Origin of the sequence: Thauera carbonicopians, assembly GCF_025699485.1 — a bacterium.
Classification (GTDB): domain Bacteria; phylum Pseudomonadota; class Gammaproteobacteria; order Burkholderiales; family Rhodocyclaceae; genus Thauera.
The window spans coordinates 81,583-108,190 of sequence record NZ_JANUXN010000014.1 but is presented as its reverse complement, the minus strand read 5'-3'; the positions used below and the strand labels follow the sequence as shown (position 1 = coordinate 108,190).

20 protein-coding genes are annotated in these 26,608 nt (G+C 66.0%); 9 read left to right on the top strand and 11 right to left on the bottom strand.

Annotated features, from left to right (window positions below; translation table 11 throughout):
* Positions 1–450 precede the first annotated feature (450 nt).
* Both NX068_RS16120 and alaS read right to left on the bottom strand, forming a co-directional pair.
* Entirely contained in the window at positions 451–1,392 is a 942-nt protein-coding gene (locus tag NX068_RS16120; RefSeq protein ID WP_263462271.1) for a DUF4351 domain-containing protein, read from the bottom strand.
* Positions 1,393–1,612: 220 nt separating this feature from the next.
* Positions 1,613–4,234: an alanine--tRNA ligase gene (gene alaS, locus NX068_RS16115; RefSeq protein ID WP_263462270.1), complete on the bottom strand. Its 2,622-nt coding sequence runs from the start codon at positions 4,232–4,234 to the stop codon at positions 1,613–1,615.
* Between the two features lie 165 nt (positions 4,235–4,399).
* Between alaS and NX068_RS16110 the strand changes: the two genes are divergently transcribed.
* Complete coding sequence (locus tag NX068_RS16110; RefSeq protein ID WP_263462269.1) at positions 4,400–4,951, top strand: cob(I)yrinic acid a,c-diamide adenosyltransferase; 552 nt, start codon at positions 4,400–4,402, stop codon at positions 4,949–4,951.
* 22 nt (positions 4,952–4,973) lie between these two features.
* Here the strand turns inward: NX068_RS16110 and NX068_RS16105 are convergent, their stop codons facing one another.
* Both NX068_RS16105 and dinB read right to left on the bottom strand, forming a co-directional pair.
* Positions 4,974–6,851, bottom strand: a complete 1,878-nt coding sequence (locus NX068_RS16105) for an ATP-binding cassette domain-containing protein (RefSeq protein ID WP_263462268.1) — start codon at positions 6,849–6,851, stop codon at positions 4,974–4,976.
* A 98-nt stretch (positions 6,852–6,949) separates the two neighbouring features.
* A complete protein-coding gene (gene dinB / locus NX068_RS16100) occupies positions 6,950–8,017 on the bottom strand; it encodes a DNA polymerase IV (RefSeq protein WP_263462267.1) in 1,068 nt (355 codons plus the stop codon).
* Between the two features lie 291 nt (positions 8,018–8,308).
* Here dinB and NX068_RS16095 point away from each other — a divergent pair, with 291 nt between their 5' ends.
* Positions 8,309–9,721 (top strand): TonB-dependent receptor, encoded by a 1,413-nt coding sequence (locus NX068_RS16095; protein ID WP_263462266.1) that lies wholly within the window; start codon positions 8,309–8,311, stop codon positions 9,719–9,721.
* Positions 9,722–9,824: 103 nt separating this feature from the next.
* Here the strand turns inward: NX068_RS16095 and NX068_RS16090 are convergent, their stop codons facing one another.
* Both NX068_RS16090 and NX068_RS16085 read right to left on the bottom strand, forming a co-directional pair.
* Positions 9,825–12,983: a multidrug efflux RND transporter permease subunit gene (locus tag NX068_RS16090; protein WP_263462265.1), complete on the bottom strand. Its 3,159-nt coding sequence runs from the start codon at positions 12,981–12,983 to the stop codon at positions 9,825–9,827.
* A gap of 23 nt (positions 12,984–13,006) precedes the next feature.
* The gene (locus tag NX068_RS16085; RefSeq protein WP_263462264.1) at positions 13,007–14,161 is read right to left on the bottom strand and encodes an efflux RND transporter periplasmic adaptor subunit; all 1,155 of its coding nucleotides are present in this window, start codon (positions 14,159–14,161) and stop codon (positions 13,007–13,009) included.
* A 226-nt stretch (positions 14,162–14,387) separates the two neighbouring features.
* Here NX068_RS16085 and NX068_RS16080 point away from each other — a divergent pair, with 226 nt between their 5' ends.
* Positions 14,388–14,939 (top strand): TetR/AcrR family transcriptional regulator, encoded by a 552-nt coding sequence (locus NX068_RS16080; RefSeq protein ID WP_263462263.1) that lies wholly within the window; start codon positions 14,388–14,390, stop codon positions 14,937–14,939.
* A 259-nt stretch (positions 14,940–15,198) separates the two neighbouring features.
* Here NX068_RS16080 and citF read toward each other — a convergent pair whose 3' ends face one another.
* Complete coding sequence (gene citF / locus NX068_RS16075; RefSeq protein WP_263462262.1) at positions 15,199–16,701, bottom strand: citrate lyase subunit alpha; 1,503 nt, start codon at positions 16,699–16,701, stop codon at positions 15,199–15,201.
* Positions 16,702–16,936: 235 nt separating this feature from the next.
* A complete protein-coding gene (locus NX068_RS16070; protein ID WP_263462261.1) occupies positions 16,937–18,103 on the bottom strand; it encodes a mandelate racemase/muconate lactonizing enzyme family protein in 1,167 nt (388 codons plus the stop codon).
* A gap of 107 nt (positions 18,104–18,210) precedes the next feature.
* On the opposite strand from NX068_RS16070, the gene NX068_RS16065 reads away from it, so the two are divergent.
* Positions 18,211–19,116 carry a LysR family transcriptional regulator gene (locus NX068_RS16065; RefSeq protein WP_268740273.1) on the top strand — a complete coding sequence of 302 codons (906 nt, stop codon included), beginning with the start codon at positions 18,211–18,213 and terminating at the stop codon, positions 19,114–19,116.
* Positions 19,117–19,266: 150 nt separating this feature from the next.
* Entirely contained in the window at positions 19,267–19,650 is a 384-nt protein-coding gene (locus tag NX068_RS16060) for a COG4315 family predicted lipoprotein (RefSeq protein WP_263462260.1), read from the top strand.
* A 30-nt stretch (positions 19,651–19,680) separates the two neighbouring features.
* Here the strand turns inward: NX068_RS16060 and NX068_RS16055 are convergent, their stop codons facing one another.
* The 3 genes from NX068_RS16055 to NX068_RS16045 all read right to left on the bottom strand — a co-directional run bounded on the left by NX068_RS16055 (position 19,681) and on the right by NX068_RS16045 (position 21,643).
* Complete coding sequence (locus tag NX068_RS16055) at positions 19,681–20,439, bottom strand: class I SAM-dependent methyltransferase (protein ID WP_263462259.1); 759 nt, start codon at positions 20,437–20,439, stop codon at positions 19,681–19,683.
* A complete protein-coding gene (locus tag NX068_RS16050) occupies positions 20,429–20,923 on the bottom strand; it encodes a MarR family winged helix-turn-helix transcriptional regulator (RefSeq protein WP_263462258.1) in 495 nt (164 codons plus the stop codon). Before NX068_RS16050 ends, NX068_RS16055 begins: the two co-directional genes overlap by 11 nt.
* A gap of 108 nt (positions 20,924–21,031) precedes the next feature.
* Positions 21,032–21,643: a 3'-5' exonuclease gene (locus NX068_RS16045; RefSeq protein WP_263462257.1), complete on the bottom strand. Its 612-nt coding sequence runs from the start codon at positions 21,641–21,643 to the stop codon at positions 21,032–21,034.
* A 403-nt stretch (positions 21,644–22,046) separates the two neighbouring features.
* Between NX068_RS16045 and nosZ the strand changes: the two genes are divergently transcribed.
* The 4 genes from nosZ (at position 22,047) to NX068_RS16025 (ending at position 26,608) form a co-directional block, all read left to right on the top strand.
* Positions 22,047–24,335 carry a Sec-dependent nitrous-oxide reductase gene (gene nosZ / locus NX068_RS16040; protein ID WP_263462256.1) on the top strand — a complete coding sequence of 763 codons (2,289 nt, stop codon included), beginning with the start codon at positions 22,047–22,049 and terminating at the stop codon, positions 24,333–24,335.
* 89 nt (positions 24,336–24,424) lie between these two features.
* Positions 24,425–24,733 (top strand): c-type cytochrome, encoded by a 309-nt coding sequence (locus NX068_RS16035; RefSeq protein WP_263462255.1) that lies wholly within the window; start codon positions 24,425–24,427, stop codon positions 24,731–24,733.
* A gap of 77 nt (positions 24,734–24,810) precedes the next feature.
* Positions 24,811–25,524: a c-type cytochrome gene (locus tag NX068_RS16030; RefSeq protein WP_263462254.1), complete on the top strand. Its 714-nt coding sequence runs from the start codon at positions 24,811–24,813 to the stop codon at positions 25,522–25,524.
* An 82-nt stretch (positions 25,525–25,606) separates the two neighbouring features.
* The gene (locus NX068_RS16025) at positions 25,607–26,608 is read left to right on the top strand and encodes a hypothetical protein (protein ID WP_263462253.1); all 1,002 of its coding nucleotides are present in this window, start codon (positions 25,607–25,609) and stop codon (positions 26,606–26,608) included.

Below are 26,608 nucleotides of genomic sequence, written 5' to 3'. Positions count from 1 at the left end.
CGTTTCATAACCCGGCTCGGGGTCGTATGACCACCCCCCAATGTGGTCAACTGTCAGGGGAATACCGTATCAGCACATCCAGTGGTCTAGCCTTCAGCGCCAACTAGACCAGAGACAAGGCCGACGGCAGCGACCTGAGTTGGACCCATACCTATGTCGAAGCCGACATCGACGGGTCGCTGGCCATAACACTGACCGCACTGGCCAGCACTGCTGCGGGAGCGGCGGTGGGCGGGGCGCACGGCGCGGGGACCGCGCTCAATGAGGTGGCGAACAACTGGCTCAGCCACGCAGAAGCCGAAACGCTTGCAAAAGCGAAAGAGAAACGCCGGCAATGCACCAACCAGGCCTGCATCGATGCGGCCGACGCCGAAACTGGCGGGAGAAGGAGCGGCGGCAACGAAAACGGCACCCGCAGGTGCCGTTCCGTGTGCTGCAAATTCGCAGGCTTCAAACGCTGCCGAATACTTCTTCCAGAGTTTGCGCATCGAGGATGTTCTCGGCCCATTGCTCCAGTTCGGCTAAAGTGGCTTGCTGCAGCCGCACCGTTGTGGCGGCATCGAGCGGACCGAAGCGGCGGGTGAGTTGCCGGGTCAGGACAGCCAATTCTCCTCGCTGGACGCCTTCTTCCAATCCTTCCTGCCGACCCAACTGCATCCCCTGCTGCCGGCCCTCGCTGCGCATCCGCTCGCTCCAGATCATCACGATTTGCTTCTCCTGCGGGTACTGTTGGCTGAAAACCTGTCGTTCATTATCGTCCAGGGCACTGTAGGTGTCGATGAAGTCCATGTATTTGAGACGTTTTTCCTGATCGGGTTCAAGCAGCAGCAGGCCGCGCAGGGCCCAAGCAAAGATGTCGACCACCTGCTGGCGCGGGTAGGCCATGTTGGGCAGGTTCAGGCGAGCGACGATGTTGTCGCTGTCGCGGTATTGCTCGACCGGCAGCTCATCCAGGATGCAAAAGAGGTAGCTGAACGACAGGAAGGCGAAGTGTTCGCTGCCCAGCTCCAGCCGCTTACGAATCCGTTGGCCGCCGCGCAGGAAAACCACCACTGGCACCATGCGATCGGTCTTGCACAGTTCGGCAAGATCCAGGCAGTAATGGCCGAGCCGATGGATGGAAAAGCGTTCGGGGTTGCTTTCCTCTTCGATGATGAATAACAAAGCCTCACGTCGGCCATCCGGCCACTCGACGAGCAGCGGCACATCCAGCTCGTGGAAGCGATCGCCGAGGCGGTTCTTCAGTTGTTCTTGCCGAATCGGTGTGATCCGCACCGTGTCGTCGATCTCCTGCGCTTCGCTCGGGGCGAAGAACTCGAGCGCCTGGCGCGGATAGTCGAGGATCAGATTCTTGAAGTTCTGGTCGTGGCTGACATTGGCGGGGACCGGCATGACGGGCATTCCACTGGCAGAGGCGTGTCATTGTCATTATCCGAGACATTATCGTCAATGCGTTTGTCTTGAATTACGTCGCGCGATGATCTTCCGTCTCGATCCCATCTGCATGGTGGCGGCCAAACTGATCTTCGGCTCCCCGTGTAGCCAAGCCGCAAAACGAAACGGCCGGAAGGGCATTCCCCTTCCGGCCGTTTCCCATCAATCCATCAACCCGTCAGAGCTTCCCGCTCACCCACTCCCTGACTCCCGCCAGCGCCACCGGCAGGTTTTCCGGCTGGGTGCCGCCCGCCTGGGCCATGTCCGGCCGGCCACCGCCCTTGCCGCCGATCTGCTGGGCGACGAAGTTGACCAGCTCGCCGGCCTTGATCTTCGACGTGCTGTCGGCGGTGACGCCGGCGATCAGCGAGACCTTGCCGTCCGTCACCGAGGCCAGCACGATGGCGGCGGTCTTGAGCTTGTCCTTGAGCTTGTCCATGGTGTCGCGCAGCGTCGGCACGTCGGCGCCGTCGAGCGTGGCGGCCAGCACCTTGATGCCGCCAACTTCGACCGCCTGGTTCGCCAGGTCGTCGCCCTGGCTGGCGGCGAGCTTGCCCTTGAGGCGGGCGAGTTCTTTTTCCAGCGCGCGGACGTTGTCGAGGATGCCGGCGACGCGTTCGGCGACTTCGTCGGGCTGCACTTTCAGCAGCGCCGACATGCCCTGCACGCGGCGTTCCTGTTCCTGGGCGTAGCGCAGCGCGTTTTCGCCGGTGATCGCTTCGACGCGGCGGATGCCGGCGGCGACGCCGCCTTCGGCGACGATCTTGAACAGGCCGATGTCGCCGGTGCGCGCGACGTGGGTGCCGCCGCACAGTTCCTTGGAGGTGCCGATCGACAGCACGCGCACTTCGTCGGCGTACTTTTCGCCGAACAGCATCATCGCGCCGGACTGCTGCGCGGCTTCCAGCGCCATCACTTCGGCCTGGGTCGGCGAGTTGGCGAGGATTTCGCGGTTGACGATTTCCTCGACCTCGCGGATTTCCTCGGCCGTCATCGGCGCGGTGTGGGCGAAGTCGAAGCGGGTCTTGTCCGGGTCGACCAGCGAACCCTTCTGCTGCACGTGGGCACCGAGCACCTGGCGCAGCGCCTTGTGCATGATGTGGGTGACGGAGTGGTTGCGCGCGGTGGCGGCACGGGCGGCGACATCGACGCGGGCGACGACGCCCTGCCCGACCGACAGCTTGCCGGTGCGCACCACGCCGTGGTGGCCGAACACCGCGGCCTGGATCTTCTGCGTGTCCTCGACGCCGAAGATGCCGCCGGTGGCGCGCAGTTCGCCGCGGTCGCCGACCTGGCCGCCGGATTCGGCGTAGAACGGGGTGTTGTCGAGCACGACCACGCCCATTTCGCCTTCGAGCAGTTCATTGACCGCGGCGCCGTCCTTGTACAGCGCGAGGATGTTGCCCTTTTCCTCCAGGCGCTCGTAGCCGTGGAAGGTGGTCGCCGGGCCGTCGTATTCGAGGTTGGTCGCCATCTTGAACTTGCCGGCGGCGCGCGCCTGTTCCTTCTGGCGCGCCATCGCGGCGTCGAAGGCGGCAGCATCCACCGTCACCTCGCGCTCGCGGCAGATGTCGGCGGTGAGGTCGAGCGGGAAGCCGTAGGTGTCGTGCAGCTTGAACGCGGTGCCGCCATCGAAGATCTTGTTGCCGGCCTTTTCCATCGCGGCGAGTTCGGCTTCGACGATGGCCATGCCGTTTTCGATGGTGGCGAAGAAGCGGTCTTCTTCCTGGCGCAGCACCTCGGTGATGCGGCGCTCGCCGTCCTTCAGTTCGGGATAGGCGGCGCCCATCTCGGCGACCAGATCGGGCACCAGGCGGTGGAAGAAGGCGGCGCGCGCGCCGAGCTTGTAGCCGTGGCGGATGGCGCGGCGGATGATGCGGCGCAGCACGTAGCCGCGGCCTTCGTTGCCCGGAATGACGCCGTCGGCGATCAGGAAGGCACAGGCACGGATGTGGTCGGCCAGCACCTTCAGCGACGGCGAATCCATGTCGGCGCCCGAAGTTTCACGCGCGGCGGCCTTGATCAGCGCCTGGAACAGGTCGATCTCGTAGTTGGCATGCACGCCCTGCAGCACCGCCGAGACCCGCTCCAGGCCCATGCCGGTGTCCACCGAGGGCTTGGGCAGCGGATGCATCACGCCGGCCTCGTCGCGGTTGAACTGCATGAACACGTTGTTCCAGATCTCGATGTAGCGGTCGCCGTCCTCGTCGGGCGATCCCGGCGGGCCGCCCCAGATGTGCGGGCCGTGGTCGTAGAAGATCTCGGTGCAGGGGCCGCAGGGGCCGGTGTCGCCCATCATCCAGAAGTTGTCCGAGGCGTAGCGCGCGCCCTTGTTGTCGCCGATGCGGATCACGCACTCGGCGGGCACGCCGACTTCCTTGGTCCAGATGTCGTAGGCTTCGTCGTCCTCGGCATACACCGTGACCCACAGCTTGTCCTTCGGCAGCTTGAAGACTTCGGTCAGCAGTTCCCAGGCGTAGGTGATCGCATCACGCTTGAAGTAGTCGCCGAAGCTGAAGTTGCCCAGCATCTCGAAGAAGGTGTGGTGGCGCGCGGTGTAGCCGACGTTTTCGAGGTCGTTGTGCTTGCCGCCGGCGCGCACGCATTTCTGCGAGGTGGTGGCGCGGCTGTAGGGGCGCTTGTCGAAGCCGAGGAAGACATCCTTGAACTGGTTCATGCCGGCGTTGGTGAACAGCAGCGTCGGGTCGTCGTGCGGCACCAGCGAAGACGAAGGCACGATCTGGTGGCCTTTCGACTCGAAGAACTTGAGGAATTTTTCGCGGATTTCGGCGGCTTTCATGGAGATTGGCGTGTTTTCTGGACGATAGGCCCGTGCTGCAGGCGAATGTGCAAGTTTATCATGAGCTTAAACCGGCCATGAGCCGGCCCGCGCGGCCGGGGCCTTCGCCTATAATTGACGCGAACGTCAACCTTAACCTCAACCGATAGCGAGGCACGACACGCCATGGGCAACCGCCTTTCCAAGATCTATACCCGCACCGGCGACGCCGGCACCACCGGCCTGGGCGACGGCAGGCGCGTTTCCAAGGACAGCCTGCGCATCCACGCGCTGGGCGAGATCGACGAGACCAATTCGGTCGTCGGCCTGCTGCTGTGCGAAGAGCTGCCGGAAGACGTGCGCACGCTGCTGACCGATGTGCAGCACGACTTGTTCGACCTCGGCGGCGAAGTGTGCATCCCGGGCATGAGCATGATCACCGACAGGCAGGTGACCCACCTCGAAAACGAGCTGGACCGCTTCAACGAGCCGCTGGAACCGCTGAAGGACTTCATCCTGCCCGGCGGCACCCGCGCGGCCGCGCTGGCCCACCACGCCCGCACCGTGTGCCGCCGCGCCGAACGCGCGCTGGTGGCGGTGGCGCTGGAGGAAACGATCAACGACGGCCCGCGCCAGTATCTCAACCGCCTGTCCGACCTGCTGTTCGTGCTCGGCCGCGTGCTGAACCGTGCCGGCGGGCGCGGCGACGTGCTGTGGCAGAAGCGCAAGAACGCCTGACGGCGCTCCCTGCCCCTGGGTTTCAGCGCGCCTGCGACTGAGCCTCCGCCCCCTGCGCGGCGAGCAGTTCACGGAACAGTGCCGACGACTGCGCCAGTTCCCAGGCGCTGCCCGTCGCCTCGATCCGCCCGCCGCACATCAGGATGACGCCGTCGAAGCGGTCGAGCAGGTGCAGCCGATGCACCGAGGACACGATGGCCGCATCGGCGAAGTGCTCGAACAGGCGGCCGTAGACCCGGCCTTCGGTTTCGGGGTCGAGGCTGCTGCTCGGTTCGTCGAGCAGCACCAGCGAACTGCCTTCGGCCGCCAGCACGCCGCGCGCCAGCGCCAGCCGCTGGCGCTGGCCGCCCGACCAGTTCGCGCCGCCTTCGCTGACGCGCGACTCCAGCCCTCCCGCCAGTCCATCGACGATGACGTCGGCGCAGCTCGCATGCAGCGCGGCGGCGATCCGCTCGGCCGGCGCCTCGCCGCCGAGCAGCAGGTTCTCGGCCAGCGTGCCGTCGAACATCTCGGCCTGCTGCGGAATCAGCGTCGCCATGTGGCGCAGCGTGTCCGCCGCGGCGGGCACTTCCCGGCCATCGATCCGCAGGCTGCAGCCCGGCGCCTCGTCCAGCCCGGCCAGCAGGCGCAGCAAGGTGCTCTTGCCGCCGCCGCTCGGCCCGACCAGCGCATAGCACCTGCCGCGCGCCAGTTCGAGCCGTTCGACCTGCAGCGACGCGCCGCCGCGGGCTGCGGCATGGGCGAAGCGCAGGTCCCGCAGTTCAAGCTCGTGCCAGCCGCCCGTCTCGGCGTCCAGCAGCGGCACGGCTGGCGAAGCCTGCCCTGTTTCCAGCACCGGCTGCGCGGTGGCGTAGTCGGCGCGCTGGCGTGCCAGCGACTGGAAGTGCGCCGCGATCGCGGTGATCACGCCGCCGGCCTGCTGCGCGTATTCGTACACCATGAAGACCTTGCCCAGCGCGATGCCGCCGGCTGCACCGGCCAGCACGGCGGCCCCGCCGCCGAAGCTGATCACCCCCGCGGCCTCGGCCGCATAGACGCCGACCAGCACACACCACAGCGCATTCGCCAGCAAATCGACCGAACACCACTTCAGTTCGTTGAGCACGATGCCGCGCCGCAGCGGGCCGAACACCGCCGCCAGTCGCGTCGCGATCAGGCGCGCCACGCCTTCGCCCCGGCGCAGTGCCAGCACCGAGAACACGTTGCCCAGCACGTCCACCAGCGTGGCCGAATAGGCGCGCTCGGCGCGGTTCTCGTCCAGCGCGATGCGCATCATGACGCGGTCGAAGCGGGTGATCAGCAGGCCGATCAGGCCGTAGCCCAGCATCGCGACGACGCCGACCAGCGGCGAGATCAGCCACAGCGCGACGATCGGCCCGACCAGCTTCACCGTGTTCTGCAGGTAGATGAACTGGCTCTGGGCGAAGTCGTACAGCGCGCGCGTGCTCTGCTGCACGCGGTGGGTGGTTTCACCCGAATGGTGGCCTTCGTGCCAGGCCAGCGGCGCGCCGACCAGGCGCCCGACGAGCAGTGCCGACATGCGCTCGCGCACCTTGAGCGCGACGTTGCGTTCCAGGATGCGGCCCGGTCCGTGCAGCAGCCAACTGGCGACAATGGCCGCGAACACCAGCGCGAGCCAGCGCGCTGCGCCCGGCAGCCCTTCGACGCCGCCGGACTGGATGGCGTCGATGGCGTTGCCCGCCAGCCAGGGCACGCCGAGCTTGAAAAGCTGCGAAGCCAGCAGCAGTGCGAAGGCGAGCAGGATCAGGTGGCGCGCGCCGACGGCATGCTGCCACAGCGTGCGGTAGAGCGTTGCCAGGCTGGCAGGCTGCTCGCGCACGGGCTGCGCGGCGGGAGGGTCTTCGTCGGCATGGGCTGCGGCATCGGCACGTTCGGCCATCGGGATGTGTCCTGCGGAGAAGATTCGAAAAAGGTCCGGGCCGGCAGACTATCGGATCGGGGCGCGGAGAGCTGTTTCAGGTGGAGAGCGCGCGGGGCTCAGCCGGCGAAATCCAGCGCGATCTGCCCGGCGCCGGCTGCCGCGCCCTCATCCTCGGCAAAACGCACGCCGACCCCCAGCAGCCGCACCGGCCGCGCCTTGCGCGCATGCGCCTCGTCGAGCAGCGCCAGCCACACCGGCTCGTCCGGCGCCTCGCAGACGCATTCGGCGGTGGTGCGGGAAAAATCGTCGAATCGGATCTTGACCACCGCCTTGTGCACCGGCCGCGTCTCACGCGCGCGGTCGAAGCGCTCGCGGAACTCGCCGATCAGCACTTTCAGTTCGGTCCGGCAGGTTTCGAGATCAGGCAGATCGGTGACGTAGGTGGTCTCGATCGACAAGGATTTGCGGATGCGGTCGGGGCACACCGGCCGTTCGTCGATGCCCCGGCACAGGCGGTACAGGCTGGCACCGAAGCTGCCGAATTCCTGCGCCAGCTCGGCCAGGCTCCAGGCGCGCAGGTCGCCGCAGGTGTTCACGCCCAGCGCCTGCAGCCGCGCCGCCGTGACCTTGCCGACGCCGAAGATCTTCTTCACCGGCAGCGCGGCGACGAAGGCATCGACCTCGTCGGGCCGCACCACGAACTGCCCGTCCGGCTTGTTCCAGTCGCTCGCCACCTTGGCGACGAACTTGCTGGGCGCGATGCCTGCCGACGCGGTGATGCCGACTTCGGCGCGGATGCGGGCACGGATCTCCTCGGCCATCAAGGTGGCCGAGCCCTTGCAGCGATCGACGCCGCTGACGTCGAGATAGGCTTCGTCGAGCGACAGCGGTTCGACCAGCGGCGTGTAGTCGCGGTAGATGGCGAGGATCTGCTTCGACGCCGCGCGGTAGCGCTCGAAATCGGGCGGCAGCAGCAGGAGCTGCGGGCATAGTTGCAGCGCCCGCGCGGTCGGCATCGCCGAATGCACGCCGAAGGCCCGCGCCTCGTAGTTGCAGGTGGCGATCACGCCTCGCGTTTCCGGCCGCCCGCCGACCGCGAGCGGCCGTCCGCGCAGCGCCGGGTCGTCGCGCATCTCGACCGAGGCGTAGAAGCAGTCGCAATCGCAATGGATGATCTTGCGCATCTCGGCCGAAACCCGCAGCTCGGGAAAATGGAATCTGCCCGCAAGTATACGGGCACTTCCGCCTTCACCCATTCAACGCAATCGGACAGCCCTTCCAGCAGACGGCTTCGGCGGCGGGCAAGATGTGCTGGCGAGTCGCTGCCCGCCGGATCTGCCCGGTTCTGGCGCCCGGGTGCGCGATGCGAGACAATGACAGGCACGTTCCGGATGCCGCACGGGCAGGACGGCCGCCTGACCGGGCCGCCCCCGATCATCCAGCATGCCTCGCCCACTCACGTCGGATCCTCGTCCATGCATACGCGCGACACCGCCCTCTCCACCGATCAGAAGGCCCTGCAGCTCAACCTCGACAAGTACAAATACGGCTCCATCGTCGAGATCGGCGCCGGACAGGAAGTCGCACGCCGGTTTTTCCAGGTCGGCGCGGCAGCAGGCACCATCGCCAAGACCATGTCGGCCTACGACATGGCGGTGAGCGACGACATTTACGGCCATGTGGACCGCTACGTCAGCCGTGCCCGGCTGCTGCAGATGCTGGAAAAGGAGTTCGACCAGGTGGTGGCGCGGCTGGCCCATCTGCGGCCGAAGAACACCACGTTCTTCGCCTATGCCGCCACCGTCACCGCGCGCAGCTTCAAGCAGAAGAACGAATGCCACGGCTGGGTCGGCATCCGCCTGCAACTGCACCCGGGCGCGGCGCCCAGCGACGTGATCCTGCACGTGCGCATGCTCGACAATGACAATGCGCAGCAGGCCGAGGCGCTCGGCATCCTCGGCGTCAACCTGATCCACGGTGCCTTCTTCCATCACCACCATCCCGAATGGGTGGTCGAGGGTCTGGCCGACGCGCTGGGCTCGGAGCGCATCGAGGTCGATCTGATCCATTTCTCCGGCCCCTATTTCGAGGAAGTCGACAACCGGCTGATGAATCTGCACCTGATCCGCAGCTGGCTGACGCGGGCGGTGGTATTCAACCCGGCGGGCGAGATGGTGGTGCCGGGCGAACTGTTCCATCGCAAGCCGGTGATGGTGATCCGCGGCAGCTTCAAGCCGGTGACCTGCGTCAATGTGGACATGACGACCGCCGGCCTCAAGCAGTTCAGCCAGCTCGCCGCGGTGAACGAGGACGAGATCGTGTCGCTGGCCGAGATCACGATGAATTCGCTGATCAGCGGCGACAGGATCGACGGCACCGATTTCCTCGCCCGCATCGAGCTGCTCGCCTCGCAGGGCTACACGGTAATGATTTCCGACTACGTGCGTTTCTTCCGCCTGCGCGCCTACCTGCGGCGCTACACGCAGAAGCCGATCGGGATCGTGCTGTCGGTGCGCGACTTCGATTCCCTGTTCGACGAAAAATACTACGAAGGCCTCGAGGGCGGCATCCTCGAAGCCTTCGGCAAACTGTTCCCGGACAACACCCACGTCTATGTGTATCCCTCGCGCCCCAGGGGCGGCGGCGCGGAACTGGTGACGCTGGACAACGTGCAGGTGCCGGCCAAGCTCCGCCACCTGCTCGCCCACCTGATGGACAACGACAAGCTGCTCGCCGTGCAGCCGCTCGACGACAGCCATCTGCACATCGACGCCACCGAAGTGCTGACGGGCCTGCGCCGCGGCCGCGGCACCTGGGAGCAGGACGTGCCCGAACCGGTGGCGCAGCGCATCATCGACGGGCGTCTGCTGGGTTACGACACCGCATAGGCCAGACAGCGGCGTCTATGGATCCTCCCTGCTGTTCGCCAAGCGCGCCGAGAGAAGTACGGCGTGCCGGCGCGCGAGATCCTGGTCGGGATGCCGCGTCCGCTCATTCCGCCGCGCTATCGGCCGCCGGCCGCATCGGTGCGTCGGCGCCCTGCCCGGCCTGCTTGCGGCGCGAGAAGCGCGACAGCACCCAGACGAAGAAGATCGGCACCAGGATGACGCCGAGCGAGGTCGCGGTCAGCATGCCGCCGATCACGCCGATGCCGATCGCGCGCTGGCTGGCGGCGCCGGCGCCGGTGGCGATGGCCAGCGGCACCACGCCGAGGATGAAGGCCAGCGAGGTCATCACGATCGGGCGGAAGCGCAGCCGCGCCGCCTCGATCGCGGCCTCGACCAGCGGACGCCCCTGTTCACGCAGGCTCTTGGCGAACTCGACGATCAGGATCGCGTTCTTCGCCGACAGGCCGATGATGGTGATCAGGCCGACCTTGAAATAGACGTCGTTGGGCATGCCCAGCAGGGTCACGGCCAGCACCGCGCCGAGCGCGCCGACCGGCACGATCAGCATCACCGAGGCCGGGATCGACCAGCTTTCGTACAGCGCCACCAGCAGCAGGAACACCACCAGGAAGGACAGTGCGAACAGCATCGGCGCCTGCGCACCGGCGAACTTCTCCTGGTAGGACAGCCCGGTCCATTCGTAGCCGATGCCTTCGGGCAGTTCGCCGATGATCCGTTCGATCTCGGCCATCGCCTCGCCGGTGCTGTGGCCGGGCGCGGCGTTGCCGCCGATCTTGAACGCCGGATAGCCGTTGTAGCGCGAGATCTGCACCGCGCCACTTTCCCAGGCCGTGGTGGTGAAGGCCGACAGCGGCACCTGCTCGCCGCGCGCATTGGGCACGTGCAGCGCCAGGATCTGCTCCGGCGTCATGCGCTCGTCGACGTCGGCCTGCACCACCACCCGCTGCTGCCGGCCGGCATTGGCGAAGTCGCTGACCAGGGCCGAACCGTAGGCGCTGGCGATGGCGGTGTTGATGTCGGCGAAGCTGACGCCCAGGGCCTCGGCCTTGGCACGGTCGATGTCCAGCCGAAGCTGGGGCGCGTCTTCCAGGCCTTCCATCATCGCGTAGGCGAAGAGCGGCGAGGTGTTGGCCTTGTACAGCAGCTCGTTGCGCGCGGCGATCAGCGCCTCGCGGCCGAGGCCGCCGCGGTCCTGCAGGCGCAGGGCGAAGCCGCCGGCATTGCCCAGGCCTTCGATCGGCGGCGGATCGACCGCCATCACCGCGGCATCGCCGAGGCCGGCGAAGCGGGCGTTGAACGCCGCGACCTCGTCCGAAGCCGACTGCCCACGGCCGCGCTCGGACCAGTCGGTCAGCGTCGGAAAGCCCAGGCCGGCGTTCTGGCCGGTGCCGGAGAAGCTGAAGCCGAGCAGCATCGTGGTCGAATCCATGCTGTTCCGAGAATGCAGGTACTCCTCCAGCTCCTTGACCACCGCTTCTGCGCGCGGATAGGTGGCGCCCGGCGGCAGTTGCACGTCGACGATGAAATAACCCTGATCCTCGACCGGCACGAAGGATTCGGGCAGGCGCAGGTAGAAGAAGCCCAGCACCGCGACGATGGCCGCATAGACCAGCATGTAGCGGCCGGAGCGCCGCAGCAGGCGCGCGTTGAGCCATTCGTAGCGCTCGGTCAGCCCGGCGAAACGGCGATTGAACCAGCCGAAGAAGCCGCTCTTCTCGTCGTGATGGCCCTGCGGAATCGGCTTCAGCAGCGTCGCGCACAGCGCCGGCGTCAGGCTCAGCGCGAGGAAGCCGGAGAACAGGATGGACACCGCCAGCGACAGCGAGAACTGCTGGTAGATCACGCCGACCGAGCCGCTCATGAAGGCCAGCGGCATGAACACCGCCGCCAGCACCAGGGTGATGCCGACGATGGCGCCGGCGACCTGCCGCATCGCCTTGATCGTCGCCTCGCGCGGCGCCAGCCCCTCCTCGGCCATGATGCGCTCGACGTTCTCGACCACGACGATGGCGTCGTCCACGACGATGCCGATGGCCAGCACCATGCCGAACATCGTCATCATGTTGACCGAGAAGCCCAGCGCATACATCACCGCCAGCGTGCCGAGCAGGCACACCGGCACCACGATGGTCGGGATCAGCGTGTAGCGGAAGTTCTGCAGGAACAGGAACATCACCAGGAAGACCAGCACCATGGCTTCGACCAGGGTCTGGATCACCTTGTCGATGGCGACGTCCACGAAGCGCGAGGTGTCGTAGGGCACGGCGTATTCGATGTCGTCCGGGAAGGACACCGACAGTTCCGCCAGCCGCGCCTTGACCGCCGCCGCGGTCTGCACCGCGTTGGCGCCCGGCGACAGCTGCACCGCGCCGGCCACCGACAGCTTGCCGTTCATGCGCGAATCGAAGTTGTAGTCCTGGCGGCCGAGTTCCAGCCGGGCGACGTCGGCGAGCGTCACTTTCGAGCCATCGGGATTGGCACGCAGCACGATGCGGCCGAATTCCTCCGGCGTCGCGAGCATGCCCTTGACCACGATCGTGGCGCTCAGCTCCTGCTCGGCGCTGCCGGGGCGGCTGCCGAAGCTGCCGGCCGGCACCTGCGCGTTCTGCGCCGCGATCGCGGCATTGACGTCGGCCACCGACAGCCCGTAGCCGACCAGCTTCTGCGGATCGACCCACACCCGCATCGCCGCTTCGGCACCGAAGTACTGCACCTTGCCGACGCCGGGCACGCGGCGGATCTCGTTGTTGATGTTGCGCACGGCGAATTCGGACAGGCCGACGACGTCCTGGCCTGCATCGTCGCCCTTGTAGGTGAGCGCATAGATCAGCAGGAAGCCGGCGCTGGCCTGGTCCACCTGCAGGCCGAGCTGGGTGACGACGCCGGGCAGGCGTGCCTCGGCCTTCTTCAGGCGGTTCTGCACGTCGACCTGCGCCAGATCCGGGTCGGTGCCCGGCGCGAAGGTGACGACGATCTCGGCGGTACCGGCGGAACTGCTGGACGACTCGTAATACAGCAGCCCCTTGGCGCCGTTGAGTTCCTCCTCGATGACGCTGGTCACCGAATCGACCACGGTGCCGGCCGAGGCGCCGGGATAGGTCGCCCAGATCGAGATCTGCGGCGGCGCCACCACCGGGTACTGGGCGACCGGCAGCGAGGGAATCGCCAGCAGGCCGGCGAGCGAGATGAAGATCGCGACCACCCAGGCGAAGTTGGGGCGGTCGATGAAAAACTTCGGCATGTTCCTGTCCCTGGCGTCTGGTTTCAGCCGCCCGCAGCGGCGGGGGCAGCCGCGGCGGGCGACGCCGCCGGCGCGACGGCAACCTTGTCGCCCGCCTTGGCGCGGCCGCCGACGACGACCCGGTCGCCGGCCTGCAGGCCGTCGGTGATGTGCCACGCGGCGCCGTGCATCGCGCCGGTGCGCACTTGCCGCGCCTGCACGGTGTCTTGCTCATCGACCACCAGCACCTGCGGGCTGCCGTCGGTGCCCCGCACCACCGCGCGCTGCGGCACCAGCACCGCCTGCGGGTCGACGCCCTGCGGCGCATGCACGCGCACGTACATGCCGGGCAGCAGCAGCCCGTCGGCATTGTCGAAGCGGCCGCGCAGCGATATCTGACCGGTGCCGCGGTCCACGGTGATGTCGGAGAACAGCAGGTGTCCGTCGCGCTGCTCGCCCGTGCCCTCGACGCTGACCGAAATCCGCGCACCCTTGCCCTCGTCCTGCGCCAGCCGTCCCGCGGCCAGTTCGGCGCGCAAGGCCTGCACTTCGGCCACCGGCTGCTTGAAATCGACATGGACCGGATCGATCTGCTGGATCATCGCCAGCGGCGTGGCTTCGCCCTGGCCGACGAGCGCGCCTTCGGTCACCAGCGCGCGGCCGATGCGGCCCGAGATCGGCGCCTTCACCGTCGCATAGCCGAGATCGAGCTTCGCCGTCTCGACCTCGGCCAGCGCCGCCTGGCGCTCGGCCTGCGCGCTCTTCAGCCGCGCCTGGGTCGCGTCGTAGTCCTGGCGGCTAACCGCTTCGATCTTGACCAGTTCTTCATGGCGCTTCAGCACGGCCCGGGCATCGAACAGGTTCGCTTCGGCCTTGGCCAGCGCGCCCTGCGCGCGCGACAGCGCCGCCTTGAACGGCGCCGGGTCGATCTGGAACAGCACCTGGCCGGCCTCGACGTCGGCACCTTCGGTGAACTTGCGGCTCAGCACGATGCCAGCGACCCGCGCCCGCACTTCGGCGACGCGGACCGGCTCGACACGCCCCGGCAGTTCGCTCGACAAGGCCAGCGGTCCGCGTTCGACCGTGATCGTCTCGACCGTCGGCAAGGCTTCGGCCTGTGGTCCGGGCGCGCCCTGGCCGCCGTCGCAGCCGGCGATCAGCGCCGCCGCGGCAAGCACGAACAGGGATGGCGGCCACATTTTCGGGCTCTTCGTCATCGTTCTCTCTGCAGGATCGGAATGCACAAGCGCTGCATGATTCCACAAAACACCCGATGAATCAATTTTGATTCAAAAGATATTTTTATGATCAATTTTACGTTTGAATCAAGCTCATGCGACAATGAGGCCGATGATTGGCGAAGGTGAGTCGGATGTGATTCACCTCCGCATCCGAACCCCTGACATGGAAGCGTGTGAGCTTGGCATGACAACTCCTGCCGCCGATGCCGAAGACCGGAAACTGCTGGCCGCGCTGGCCCTCGCCCTCGTCGACCAGCCCAGGGCCTCGCTGCAGGAACTCGCCCGCGCCATCGGCATCAGCAAGGCCACGCTGTACCGCTTCTGCCGCACCCGCGAGCAGCTCATCGAGCGCCTGATGCAGCACTGCACCCAGGTCTTCAGCGACGCCATCAGAGACGCGAATCTGGACACGGCGGCGGTGCCGGACGCCCTCAGGCAACTGACCGCCAGCCACCTGGAGCATCGGGAGCTGACCGCCTTCCTGACGTACTACTGGAAGGACGCGCTGAGAGACCCCTGTATCGAGGAAGGCTGGGATGCCTCCCTCGATGCCTTCTTCCTGCGCGGCCAGCAGGAAGGCCTGTTCCGCATCGACATCCCCGCGCCCGCGCTGACCGAGATCTGGGTGTCGATGGTGATCGGGCTGGTGGACGCGGAACGCCGCGGCCGCGTCGCCCGCGCGGGCCTGCCCGGCCTGCTCGAACGCGCGTTCCTGCAGGGTACGGCAAAGCAGTGACAAGCTGCCGGGACGGGCATCGCCGTGGGCCTGAGGCTGGCCTTCCCGACCCCGCCATCGGGAGCTGAACATCCTGGCGGGCGCGATGACCGGACGCTGCCCGGGCCATGCGCTGCCGGATCGGAAACATCTTGTCGATCGTGGGTGGCAATGATGCGGCCGATGCATCTCGCCAAACAGACCGAACGGGGACAGCGCCGCTTTGCCGATCGGGGAGGCCGCTCGCCTGCCACCGACCGGCAAGGGAACAGCAATACGATCAGCCCTGCACAGCCCTGACGACGTCGATCACGGTGCCGTCGCAATACTCCACGAAGGCGACCACACGTCCGCGGGACGAGACCTCGGCCGGCGGCTTCGTCGCCTGCCCGGCGGCGATGTCGCGCAGCGCCTCGACCGGCACCACCGGCAGGCCGGCGGCCCGCAGCCGCTGCGCGAGCTCGGCGCGCAGCGGATTCACCGCGACCCCTGCCTCGGTGACCAGCACGTCGATCGTCTCGCCGGGCGTGGTGACCACGCCGACGCGATCCACTACCTTGGCGAAGCCGCCGGCATTGAGCTTGGTGGTGACGATCGCCAGCTTCGCCCCCGCGGCGGTGTCGGCATGGCCGCCCGAGCCGCCGAGGATCACGCCGTTGGTGCCGGTGGTGACATTCACGTTGAAATCCGTGTCGATCTCGGCCGCGCCCAGGATCACCACGTCGAGCTGGTCGACGACCGGGCCGCGGGTCGCCGGATTGGCATACAGCGAGGCCGACATCTCCATGTGGGCGGCGTTGCGGCGGAAGGAATCGACCGCGGCGAGATCGAAGCACTGCACGTCCAGCAAGGTCCGGAACAGGCCTTGTTCGAGCATCCCGACGAGGTAGGAGGTGATGCCGCCGGAGGCGAAGCTGCCGGTGATTCCGCGCGCGACCATCAGCTCGCGCAGCGCGGCGGCGACGGCCAGCGAAATGCCGCCGGCACCGGTCTGGAACGACAGGCCGTCCTTCAGCAGCCCGGACGCCTCGATCACCTGCGCAGCGGTACGCGCGATCTCCAGCCCGACCGGGTCCGAGGTCGCCCGCGTGGTCCCGGAGACGATGCCGGCCGCGTCGCCGATGGAGTCGACCTCGACCACGTAGTCGACGAAGTCCTGGGTGATCTGGGCCGGGCTGGCGGGATGGGGCACGAGGTGGTCGGTGACGGCCACCACATGCCGCGCATGCCTGACATCGACCAGCGCATAACCCAGCGTGCCGCAGGCCGAGCGTCCATTGGTGCCGTTGATATTGCCGCAGCAGTCGGCCGTGGGCGCGGCAACGAAGGCGACGTCGATCGGCAGCTCGCCCGCCATGATCGCCCGCGCCCGCCCGCCGTGGGTCAGCATGCGCACCGGCTCGCTCAGCTCGCCGCGTGCGATGGCCTCGCCGACCGCGCCGGAAATGTAGGTCGCGCTGATCCGGCCGACGACGCCCGCACGGATGTGTTCGACCAGCGGCGCATGCACCGGAAACAGGGAACTGGCCGCCACGTGGATGTCGCGCAGCCCGCGCCGCGCGATCTCGGCAAGCACGAGGTTCAACAGGTGGTCGCCATTGCGCAGATGGTGGTGGAACGACACCGTGCCGCCATCGGCCAGCCCGCAGGCATCCAGCGTGTCGCCGATCGACGCCAGCAGCTTCTGCTGCCCGGAGGCGCGGCCGGCCTTCCCGCCCGCGCCGGCAAAGGGCGCGCGGCCGGGCAGTTGCGCGGGAATGTCCCGTCCGACGGCGTTGATCATGTTCGTCTCCTCATTCATTCGATCGGCCGGCGCATCGAGGCGCCGCAAGGGCGCATCGTATCGAAGGCGCCCGGAGAGGAGGTATCGTTGATTGATTAACCCGGCCTTCACGAAATCCGAAGGCCGGCCAGGGCTCCTCCCAGCCACAATGGAAAAAGCCTTGGCATGGAAGAAGCCCCGGTAGCGGCGGCGAGGCTCACGCTGCCGCCTTGCGGCAACGGCATGGATCAGGCGCTCATTCCGCGAGCTTGCGCATCTCGCAGATCAGGTCCGACTTGCCCTCGAAGCCGATTCCCGGCAGCTCCGGCAGCGTGACGTAGCCGTTCTCCACCTTCACGCCATCGGGGAATCCGCCGTAGGGCTGGAACAGGTCCGGGTAGGACTCGTTGCCGCCCAGGCCGAGGCCGGCCGCGATATTGAGCGACATCTGATGGCCGCCGTGCGGAATGCAGCGGCTGGCGGACCAGCCATGCTGCTTCAGCATGTCCAGCGTGCGCAGATACTCGACCAGCCCGTAGCTCAAGGCGCAGTCGAACTGCAGCCAGTCGCGGTCGGGACGCATGCCGCCGTAGCGGATGAGGTTGCGCGCATCCTGCATCGAGAACAGATCTTCGCCGGTCGCCATCGGCTTGTCGTAGTAGTTCCTCAGCGCGGCCTGCAGCTCGAAGTCCAGCGGATCACCCGGCTCCTCGTACCAGAACAGGTCGTATCGGGACAATGCCTTGGCGTACTGGATGGCGGTATCCAGATCGAAGCGGCCGTTGGCATCGACCGCGAGTTTCTGGCCATCCTGCAGCACGCTCAGAATCGAGTCGATCCGGCGCAGATCCTCATCCAGCGATGCACCGCCGATCTTCTTCTTGACCACGGTGTAGCCGCGATCGATGTAGCTGCGCATCTCGTCCTTCAGCTTGCCGTGATCCTGGCCGGGGTAGTAATAGCCGCCGGCTGCATACACGAAAATCCTGCGGTTCACCGTGCCGTCGCCATAGCGATCGGCCAGCAACTGGAACAGCGGCTTGCCTTCGATCTTGGCCACCGCGTCCCAGATCGCCATGTCGATCGTGCCGATCGCAACCGAGCGCTCGCCGTGGCCGCCCGGCTTTTCATTGGCGAACATGCAGTTCCAGATCTTGTGCGGGTCCAGGTTGCTGCCGCTGGAATCGACCAGGCTTGCCGGATCGACCTCCAGGATGCGAGGGATGAAACGCTCGCGCATCAGCGTGCCCTGGCCATAGCGGCCGTTGGAGTTGAAGCCATAGCCGATGACCGGCCTGCCATCGCGGATGACGTCGGTGACGACGGCGACGAGGCTGAGCGTCATCTTGCTGAAATCGATATAGGCATTACGGATCGGCGAACTGATCGGTACGGTCTTCTCGCGAATTTCCACTATTCTCATGTGCGTCTCCTTGAAGTCCGGAAGCTGGCAGTTCAGCTTCCGTGGCACTAGAATAGTTTTAAGTTTCTTGATGCTGTTTCAGCCCAATCTAAGATCATTATTAAGCTTTGATTAAAGCTGCAAGCTTCTCCGAACTCGAATTCTTCGTGCTCCTGAACAGGCTGGGCAGTCTGTCGGCCGCAGCCCGGGCACTCGACATCACACCGCCGGCGGCGACGATGCGTCTGGCAGCGATGGAGAAGCGCATCGGTGCCCGATTGCTGAATCGCAGCACGCGCAGGATCAGCCTGACGCCCGAAGGGGAGGTCTATCTCCAGCATGCGGTCCGCCTGATCGACGAACTGCGAGAACTGGACGAGATCGTCTCCGGAAACGGTGCCGCGCCGCGCGGGCTCCTGCGCGTCAACGCACCGCTGGGCTTCGGCCGTAGCGTCATCGCGCCGCTCGTCTCGACCTTCACTGCCCGCTATCCCGATGTCGAGGTGCAACTGGAGGTCACCGACCGCCCCGTCGATCTGATCGACAAAGGTTTCGACCTGGCAGTCCGCTTTGGCGAACTGCCGGACAACAGGATCAACGCCCGCCGGATCATGTCGAACCGGCGCTTCATCTGCGCCTCACCCGCCTACCTGGAAAGGCATGGCACGCCGAAGAAGCTGGAAGACCTGACCCGGCACCGCTGCATCGTCCATCGGCAGAACAACGATGCATACGGCGTATGGCGCTTCCTGGTCGATGGGCGCACGGAAGCCATCAAGGTCCGGGGGGTCCTGTCCAGCAACGACGGGGACATCGTCCAGGGCTGGGCGCTGGATGGCCGGGGCATCGTCATCCGCTCGGAATGGGACGTGACCAAGTACCTTGAAAGCGGCCGGCTGCGGCGCATTCTTCCCGAGTTCGCGCTGCCGAGTGCGGACCTGTACGCCTATTACCCGAGCAAGAAGAACCTGCCCGCCCGGGTCAGGACGTTCATCAACTTCCTGGTCGAGCAGCTTGCGAGCGAACAGGCCTAGCCGGTTCGGGCCGACATCGGGCAGCGGCGCCCAGCAAATCCTGGCGGCAGTTCCCCGGAATGGACCTTCGAGTTGCGGAAGCAATGTGGTGAGCCGAATCGTTTACTAAGATGCAGGTGGGGTCCCCAACACCCCGTCAAGGAGAACGACATGAAAGCCTCCAGAACATTCGCCCGCCTGATTCTTTCCGCCACCCTGCTGGCGGCCGGCTACACCGTCCAGGCCGCCGAACCGGCGCAGGTGAGCGACGGCATGCTCACCGGCAGCAACGGCATGACGCTCTACACCTTCGACAGGGACGCCGAAGGCAGCGGCACGAGCGCATGCAATGGCCCCTGCGCCACCAACTGGCCGCCGCTGCTGGTGATGGAGGGCGAAACGGCCGGAGCCGACTACAGCGTCGTGATGCGCGACGATGGCAGGAAGCAATGGGCCTACAAGGGCAAGCCACTGTATTTCTGGGCCAAGGACCAGAAACCGGGGGACAGGACGGGAGACGGCTTCAACAACGTCTGGCGCGTCGCGAAACCCTGAAGCCGATGGCGATCCCGGATTGCCGGGGTGTCATAGCCTGCCGATGCGCATGTTGATGGGCCAGACGATGGCGCGACGGGTGTCGCCGTCGCCCCATGCCGCAGAAATTTCGTCGGCGAAGCTGAGCAGAACTTCTTCGCGCCCCGCTTCCCTGGCATTGCGGACGGCCGACCAGGTCGACAGATAGCCCAGGAATTCGGGCAGGCGCCAATCGAGCCGGATCTGCAGGGCTGGGGCACTCAGTTCCTGGAAAGGAAAATCGAGGGTCGCGTAGCCGCTGTCCACCAGCTTGCGCTCGGGGGGCCAGTAGGGGCCGATGCCGTCCCGGTAGAAGGTCTGGAATCGCTCGTCGAGCGCGGGTTCGAGCCTGAGAACGCCATAGCTGACCAGGGCCAGGACGGCTCCCGGCGCGCCGATCCGGCGAACCTCCCGGTAGAAGGCGGGCAGGTCGAACCAGTGCGCGGCCTGGGCCGCGGTGATCAGGTTCGCACCGCCATCGGCCAGCGGAAGCCGTTCGGCCGGTGCACACCGATAGGCGATGCGTGCGTTCGGCGTCGCGTGCGCGATCTGGTCGGCACTCGGGTCCAGGCCGACGACCGCGTCGAAATGCGGCGCAAGCAGCTGGCTCAGTTGTCCGTTGCCGCAGCCGACATCGACCGCAAGCCGGGTGTCCGGCGCCGCCGAGGCGAGGAAGGCGGCAAGCTGGGACGGGTATTCGGGCCGAAAGCGCGCGTAAGCGCAGCCGCCCTGGTCGAACCAGTTGCGTGCCGGGGCGGAATCACTCGGCATCCGTGCGGCCTCCTATGGAAAGTCCTGCCTTGGCGGCCGCGATACGGGCCGGGAATCCTTCGCGCGCCAGGGCCTGGGCCGCATCCTCCAGCGCTCGTCGCAGCGGATGGCCGATTTCTTCTTCCAGGCGGGCAATCGCGGCAAAGATCGCAGCCCAGTGCAGTTCGAGCTCACCGACCAGCGCCAGCCCCGCCGCAGTCAGTCGAATTCCGCTCTTGCGCCCGTCATCGACCGCATGGCGCGAGACGAGGCCATCTGCTTCCAGCAACGCGACGGTCTGGCTGATGGCACCCTGGGTCAGGTGGCTGCGCGCAGTGACGTCGGTCACCGTCTGCGCGCCAGCATGCAGGGCGCGAAGGACGGGGGTGTAGCGGGCGCGGTAGTTCAGGCCCATCGTGCGGTAATGCGCCTCCGCGCCCTGCTCGACCAGTTCGCCGACGTAGCGGAGCAATTCACCGAGGCCGGGTTTGTCCTTTGCGTTCATGCGCTGGATAATACATTAGCACTAATGCAAATTTCAATGACGAGGCATCCAAACCCTGCGCCTGCTCCAGCCGGCACACACACGGCGAAACGGCTTCTGCCGGCACCCTCACGCCCGGGTGAACGCCGCCAGGCATTTCTGCAACTGCGCCTTGGGCACGCGCTGGATTCGCCGCAGCAGCTCGACCGACACCTGCGGCACCCGATGGCACAGGCGCAGTTCCTCTTCCAGCCGCAGCAGCAGGCTGGCCGCCATCTCGGCATCGGCCAGCGCGCGGTGGTAGCGGCCGGCGACCGGCAGCTTCGCATATTCGATCAGCGCACCGAGCTTGTGGCTGGGTGCCAGCGGCAGCAGGCGGCGGGACAGCAGCAGCGAACAGACGAAGTCCTGCCGGCGCGCGCGCCGGATGCGGCCGAGCTCGGCATCCCAGAACTTGGCGTCGAAGGCCGCGTTGTGGGCGACGATGGGCATGTCGCCGACGAAGTCGGACACTTCCCGCATGACCTCTTCGGCCGGCGGCGCGTTGCGGACCATCGCATTGGAAATCCCGGTCAGCGCCTCGATGAAGGCCGGGATGCGCACACCGGCGTTCATCAGGCTCTGGTATCGATCCACCACCCGGCCATCTTCCACGATCACTACGGCGACCTCGGTCGCCCGGTCGCCCTGCGCGGGCGACAGCCCCGTGGTCTCGAAGTCGATCACCGCCACCACTTCCATGCTCGGTACACCTGCTGATTCGTCAGGGTCGGGACTGTAGCCGAGTCCGGCACATCGGACCATGCCGATGGCGGCTTCATGGAGCCGGTTCGGCCCCTGTCCGGCTGGCGCTGACAGCCATCTGCCACCCCAACAGCAGGACTGCCATTTACGGCAGCCGAGACAGCGCCGCATTTCCCCTGCCGCCGCGGAAATACCCGGCGCAATGCCCTTTTCCGGCATTGGCACGAAGCGTGCTCAATCGAAGTCATTTTCCAATCCGAAAAGTTCCGGCGGATCCGGCTCCACGAATCAATCTCTCCGATTCACCCGTTTCCACGATCCGGCGCACATGGGCAGTGGTTCGGAAATCAGCGTTTTTCCCGAAGGCTGGAATGCAGTCACTCATCAGGAGATATCCAAAATGAAAACACTGGCAGTAAAGACCATGGCCCTGCTCATTGCGTCCGGCCTCGGCCTGGGCGCAGGCATGTCCTTCGCGGCCGAATCGCTGCAGGACGTGATGAAGCGCCGCAACCTGACCCAGCAGGATCTGCTCGCGGCGGCCAAAACCTATACGCCGAGCGGCGGGCGCGACGAATTCCTCGCCTTCAGCTCGGGCGGGCAATCCGGCCAGGTTCTCGTCTACGGCGTGCCTTCGATGCGCATCCTGAAATACATCGGCGTATTCACGCCCGAGCCCTGGCAAGGCTACGGCTACGACGAGGAGTCCAAGGCAGTGCTGGCCCAAGGACGCATCGACGGCAAGGACATCACCTGGGGCGATACCCACCACCCCGCGATCTCCGAAACCAACGGCGAATACGACGGCCAGTTCCTTTTCATCAACGACAAATCGAACCCGCGTATTGCGGTTCTCGATCTGCGCGACTTCGAGACCAAGCAGATCGTCGTCAATCCGATCATGAAATCGGAACATGGCGGCGCTTTCGTCACGCCGAACACCGAATACATCATCGAGGCCTCGCAATACGCCGCACCGCTCGAGAACCAGAAGTTCCATCCGCTCGAGCAATTCAACGAAAAATACCGCGGCGCCATCACCTATTGGAAATTCGATCGCGAGCACGGCAAGATCAAGCTCGAGGAATCATTCTCGCTCGAGCTCCCGCCCTATTCGCAGGACCTTTCCGACGCGGGCAAACTGCTTTCCGACGGCTGGTCCTTCACCAACAGCTTCTGTACCGAACGTTACGTTGGCGGCATCGAGAAGGGGCGCCCACCGTATGAAGCCGGCTGCTCGGCGAAAGACACCGACTACATGCACGTGATCAACTGGAAGCGTGCAGCCGAAATCGCCCGGAACGACAGCAAGATCCAGCTCATCAACGGCCATCGCGTGATCGGGATGGAAACGGCGATCGCGGAAGGCATCCTGTTCCTGATTCCCGAGCCGAAGAGTCCGCACGGCGTCGATGTGACGCCGAACGGCAAGTTCATCGTCGTGTCCGGCAAGCTCGACACCCATGTCTCGGTCTATTCCTTCGACAAGATCATGGATGCGATCAAGAACGGACGCTTCGAATCCAAGGATCCGTACGGCATTCCGGTCATCGGCATGAAGGATGCGCTGCACACCCAGGTCCAGCTCGGCCTCGGTCCGCTGCACACCCAGTTCGATGCCAAGGAGTGCGTCGCCTACACCTCGCTCTACGTGGATTCGATGGTCGCGAAGTGGAACTTCTGCGAAGGCAAGCTGCTGGACAAGCTGGCCATCCACTACAACATCGGCCACCTGATGACGATGGAAGGCGACACCACCAAGCCGAAGGGCAAGTACCTGGTGGCGCTCAACAAGCTGTCGATCGACCGCTTCAACCCGGTGGGCCCGCTGCATCCGCAGAACCACCAGTTGATCGACATCAGCAACGACAAGATGCAGCTGCTGTACGACATGCCGCTGCCGCTCGGCGAGCCGCACTACGTCGTCGGTATCGAGGCCGGCAAGCTCAAGCCCGCGATCCGCTACAAGGTCGGCACCAACACCCGTACCGACTCGCAGCACGTGGGCAAGGTGCGCGCGGGCGAAGAGAAGGTCGTCCGCGAGGGCAACAAGGTCACGGTGTATGGCACGCTGATCCGCTCGCACATCACGCCCGAGACCATCGAGGTCGAAAAGGGCGACGAGATCACGATCCATCTGACCAATCTCGAGCGCGCCCAGGACGAGACCCACGGCTTCACCGTCTCGACCTACAACGTGCATGCCTCGGTCGAGCCCGGCAAGACCGCTTCGGTGAAGTTCACCGCGGACAAGGAAGGCGTGTATCCGTACTACTGCACCGAGTTCTGCTCCGCGCTGCACCTCGAGATGCAGGGCTACCTGCTGGTGAAGCCGAAGGGCTGGAAACCGGAGGAAGGCGCCCAGCTCGCCGCCGCCAACTACACCGAGACCGACTACAAGAACACCTTGAAGAAGGTCGCGGACACTCAGGCGGTCATCGACCAGGTCGTCGGCTACATCACCTCGGTCAACTACAAGGCCTATCCGGAAGTCGTCGCGCTGATGGAGGACGCCACCGACCAGCTCGGCAAGACCGAGGAAGCCCGGGCCAAGCACGAGGCCGCCGCTGCCAAGCAGGACTGGGAACAGGCGAACCTGTGGGCCGAACAGGTGTGGCAGTACCAGGTCAAGGCCGCCGACATCGGCCTGCGCGCCAAGACCTTCCTCGAACAGAAGGGCGCCAAGTAGCACGCCTCCCTCGCGGGCTCCCCGGTCGGGGAGCCGGGCCGCCGGCCACGCCTCCCCGACCCTTCTTCTCTCCCAAGGATGACGGATCCATGAAGCTGATCGTTTCCCTGCTGCTGGCGGCCGCCGTGTCCGCCCCCGCTTTCGCCGCGCTCGACGGCGCCAAGCTCTACGCCGAAAAGACCTGCAACGCCTGTCACGGCGCCGACGCCAGGAAGCCGCTGCTGCCCACGTACCCGATGCTCGCCGGCCAGAACGCCGCCTATGCCGAGCAGCAGATGAAGGACATCAAGAGCGGCACCCGCGCCAACGGCCAGTCGGCGGCGATGAAGGGTGTGATGCACCTGGTGAATGACGAAGAGATCAAGGCCATCGCCGCCTGGCTGGAAAGTCTGAAATGAGCCAGCCCTCCACCGCCCCCGGCGGCAGCGATGGCCTCCCCGAACCCTCCGCACTGCACCGATAGAGGACCCGAATCATGAAGATCACTGTTCTGCTCACCGCCCTGCTCTCCGCCAGCCTCGCCTTCGCCGGCCCCCCGGCGCCGAAGGCGACCGGCATCGAGGGCGAAGGCTACGTCTGGAACGCCCAGGAAGGGGAGAAGATCGAGGCGCTGCAGCTCGAGGGCGACATCACCCGCGGCGAAGAGGCTTATGAAGTCTGCGGCGCCTGTCATCTGCCGTCCGGCGCCGGACGGCCCGACGGCACCTTCCCGCAGCTCGCCGGCCAGCACACCACCGTGCTGATCAAGCAGATGGCCGACATCCGCGCCGGCCTGCGCGACAACCCGACCATGTATCCGTTCGCCGCCACCCTGATCGACCCGCAGGAGCTTGCCGACGTCTCCGCCTACATCGAGAGCCTGTGCATCCCGACCGACCACGGCAAGTACGAGGGCGCCGACGCCGCGATCCAGATCGCCAAGGGCAAGGATCTGTACGAGAAGCAGTGCCGGGAATGCCACGGCGCCAACGGCGAAGGCGACAAGGCCAAGTTCTACCCGGTGATCGCCGGCCAGCACTACAAGTACCTGCTGCGCCAGATGACCGAGATCCGCGACGGCCACCGCCGCAACGCCAACCCCGACATGGTCAAGGTGATCAAGCCCTATACCGACGACCAACTGGTGGCGATCTCGGCCTACCAGGCGAGCCTGAAGATGCCCGGCTCGATGTGCAGCGCACGGCAGTAGTCCCTTGGCCTGCCCTTTCGCACCGGGGCGCGCGTGCCATGCACGCCCCGGTGCCGCCAACCCCTCGCGACCGGAGTTCGAAATGTCTGCAAGCCAAAAAAGGAACGGCCTGATCGCCGGCCTCACGCTGGTGGCGCTGGTGGCGATGGTCGCCGCCTACTTCGCGCCCATCTGGTGGGTCTCGCTGACGGCCCCGAACTATCCTGAAGACGCCTTCCCGGACGGCATCCGCATCCACTTCCACTTCGACGGCGTCAAGAACGGCTGCTCCACGCCACCCAAGACCTCGCGCCTCGCCGAAGAGACCATGGCCGAGGACATGGGCGAAGGCACCGGCCGCTACAACCCGATTCTGGCCGAGCAGACCACCTTGAGCGGCAAGGCGACCGCGCTCGACTGCGTTCACGAGATGAACACGATCAACCACTACGTCGGCATGTATCCGATCGCCACCGGCGGTCCGGTCGAGACCAAGCTGTCCAAGTTCTTCATCGCCTTCTTCGCCGTGATGCTGCTCAGCTTCGCCGTGCGCGACCGCAGGCTCCGCCTGGGCATCATGGGCGTGGGTTTCGGCGCACTGGCCGCCTGGATGCTGATCGACCAGTTCGCGATGGGCAGGCTCGCCGCCCACGTGCAGCACTACATGGACGAGTCCGCGACTTTCTTCAACGACCCCGAACGCATCGCCGCCTGGGGCGGGAACGTGGAGCTGATCTCGAAGATCGCGATCTTCGGCATGATCGCCGCGATGCTCGTGGTGATCCTCGGCGTGCTCAGGTTCCGCTCCTTCGAGCTGCTGCTCGCGCTGGTCCCCGGCCTGCTGCCGCTCTTCTACCTGATCGAATATTCCGCCTGGCTGTGGTTCTTCGGCCACAACCTGCATCCGTGGGGCGCTTTCACGGTGAAGCCCTTCATGCCCACCGTGTTCGGCGAAGGCAAGGTGGCGCAGTTTTCCACCTTCTCGTACCCGCACTGGGGCTACGGCCTGCTGATGCTGGTGTTCGTCTGCCTGATGCTCGCCATGCTGCTGCGCCGCAAGCAATTGCGTGAAGAACAGGCCCTGGCCAGCGCCCGGCAAGGATGA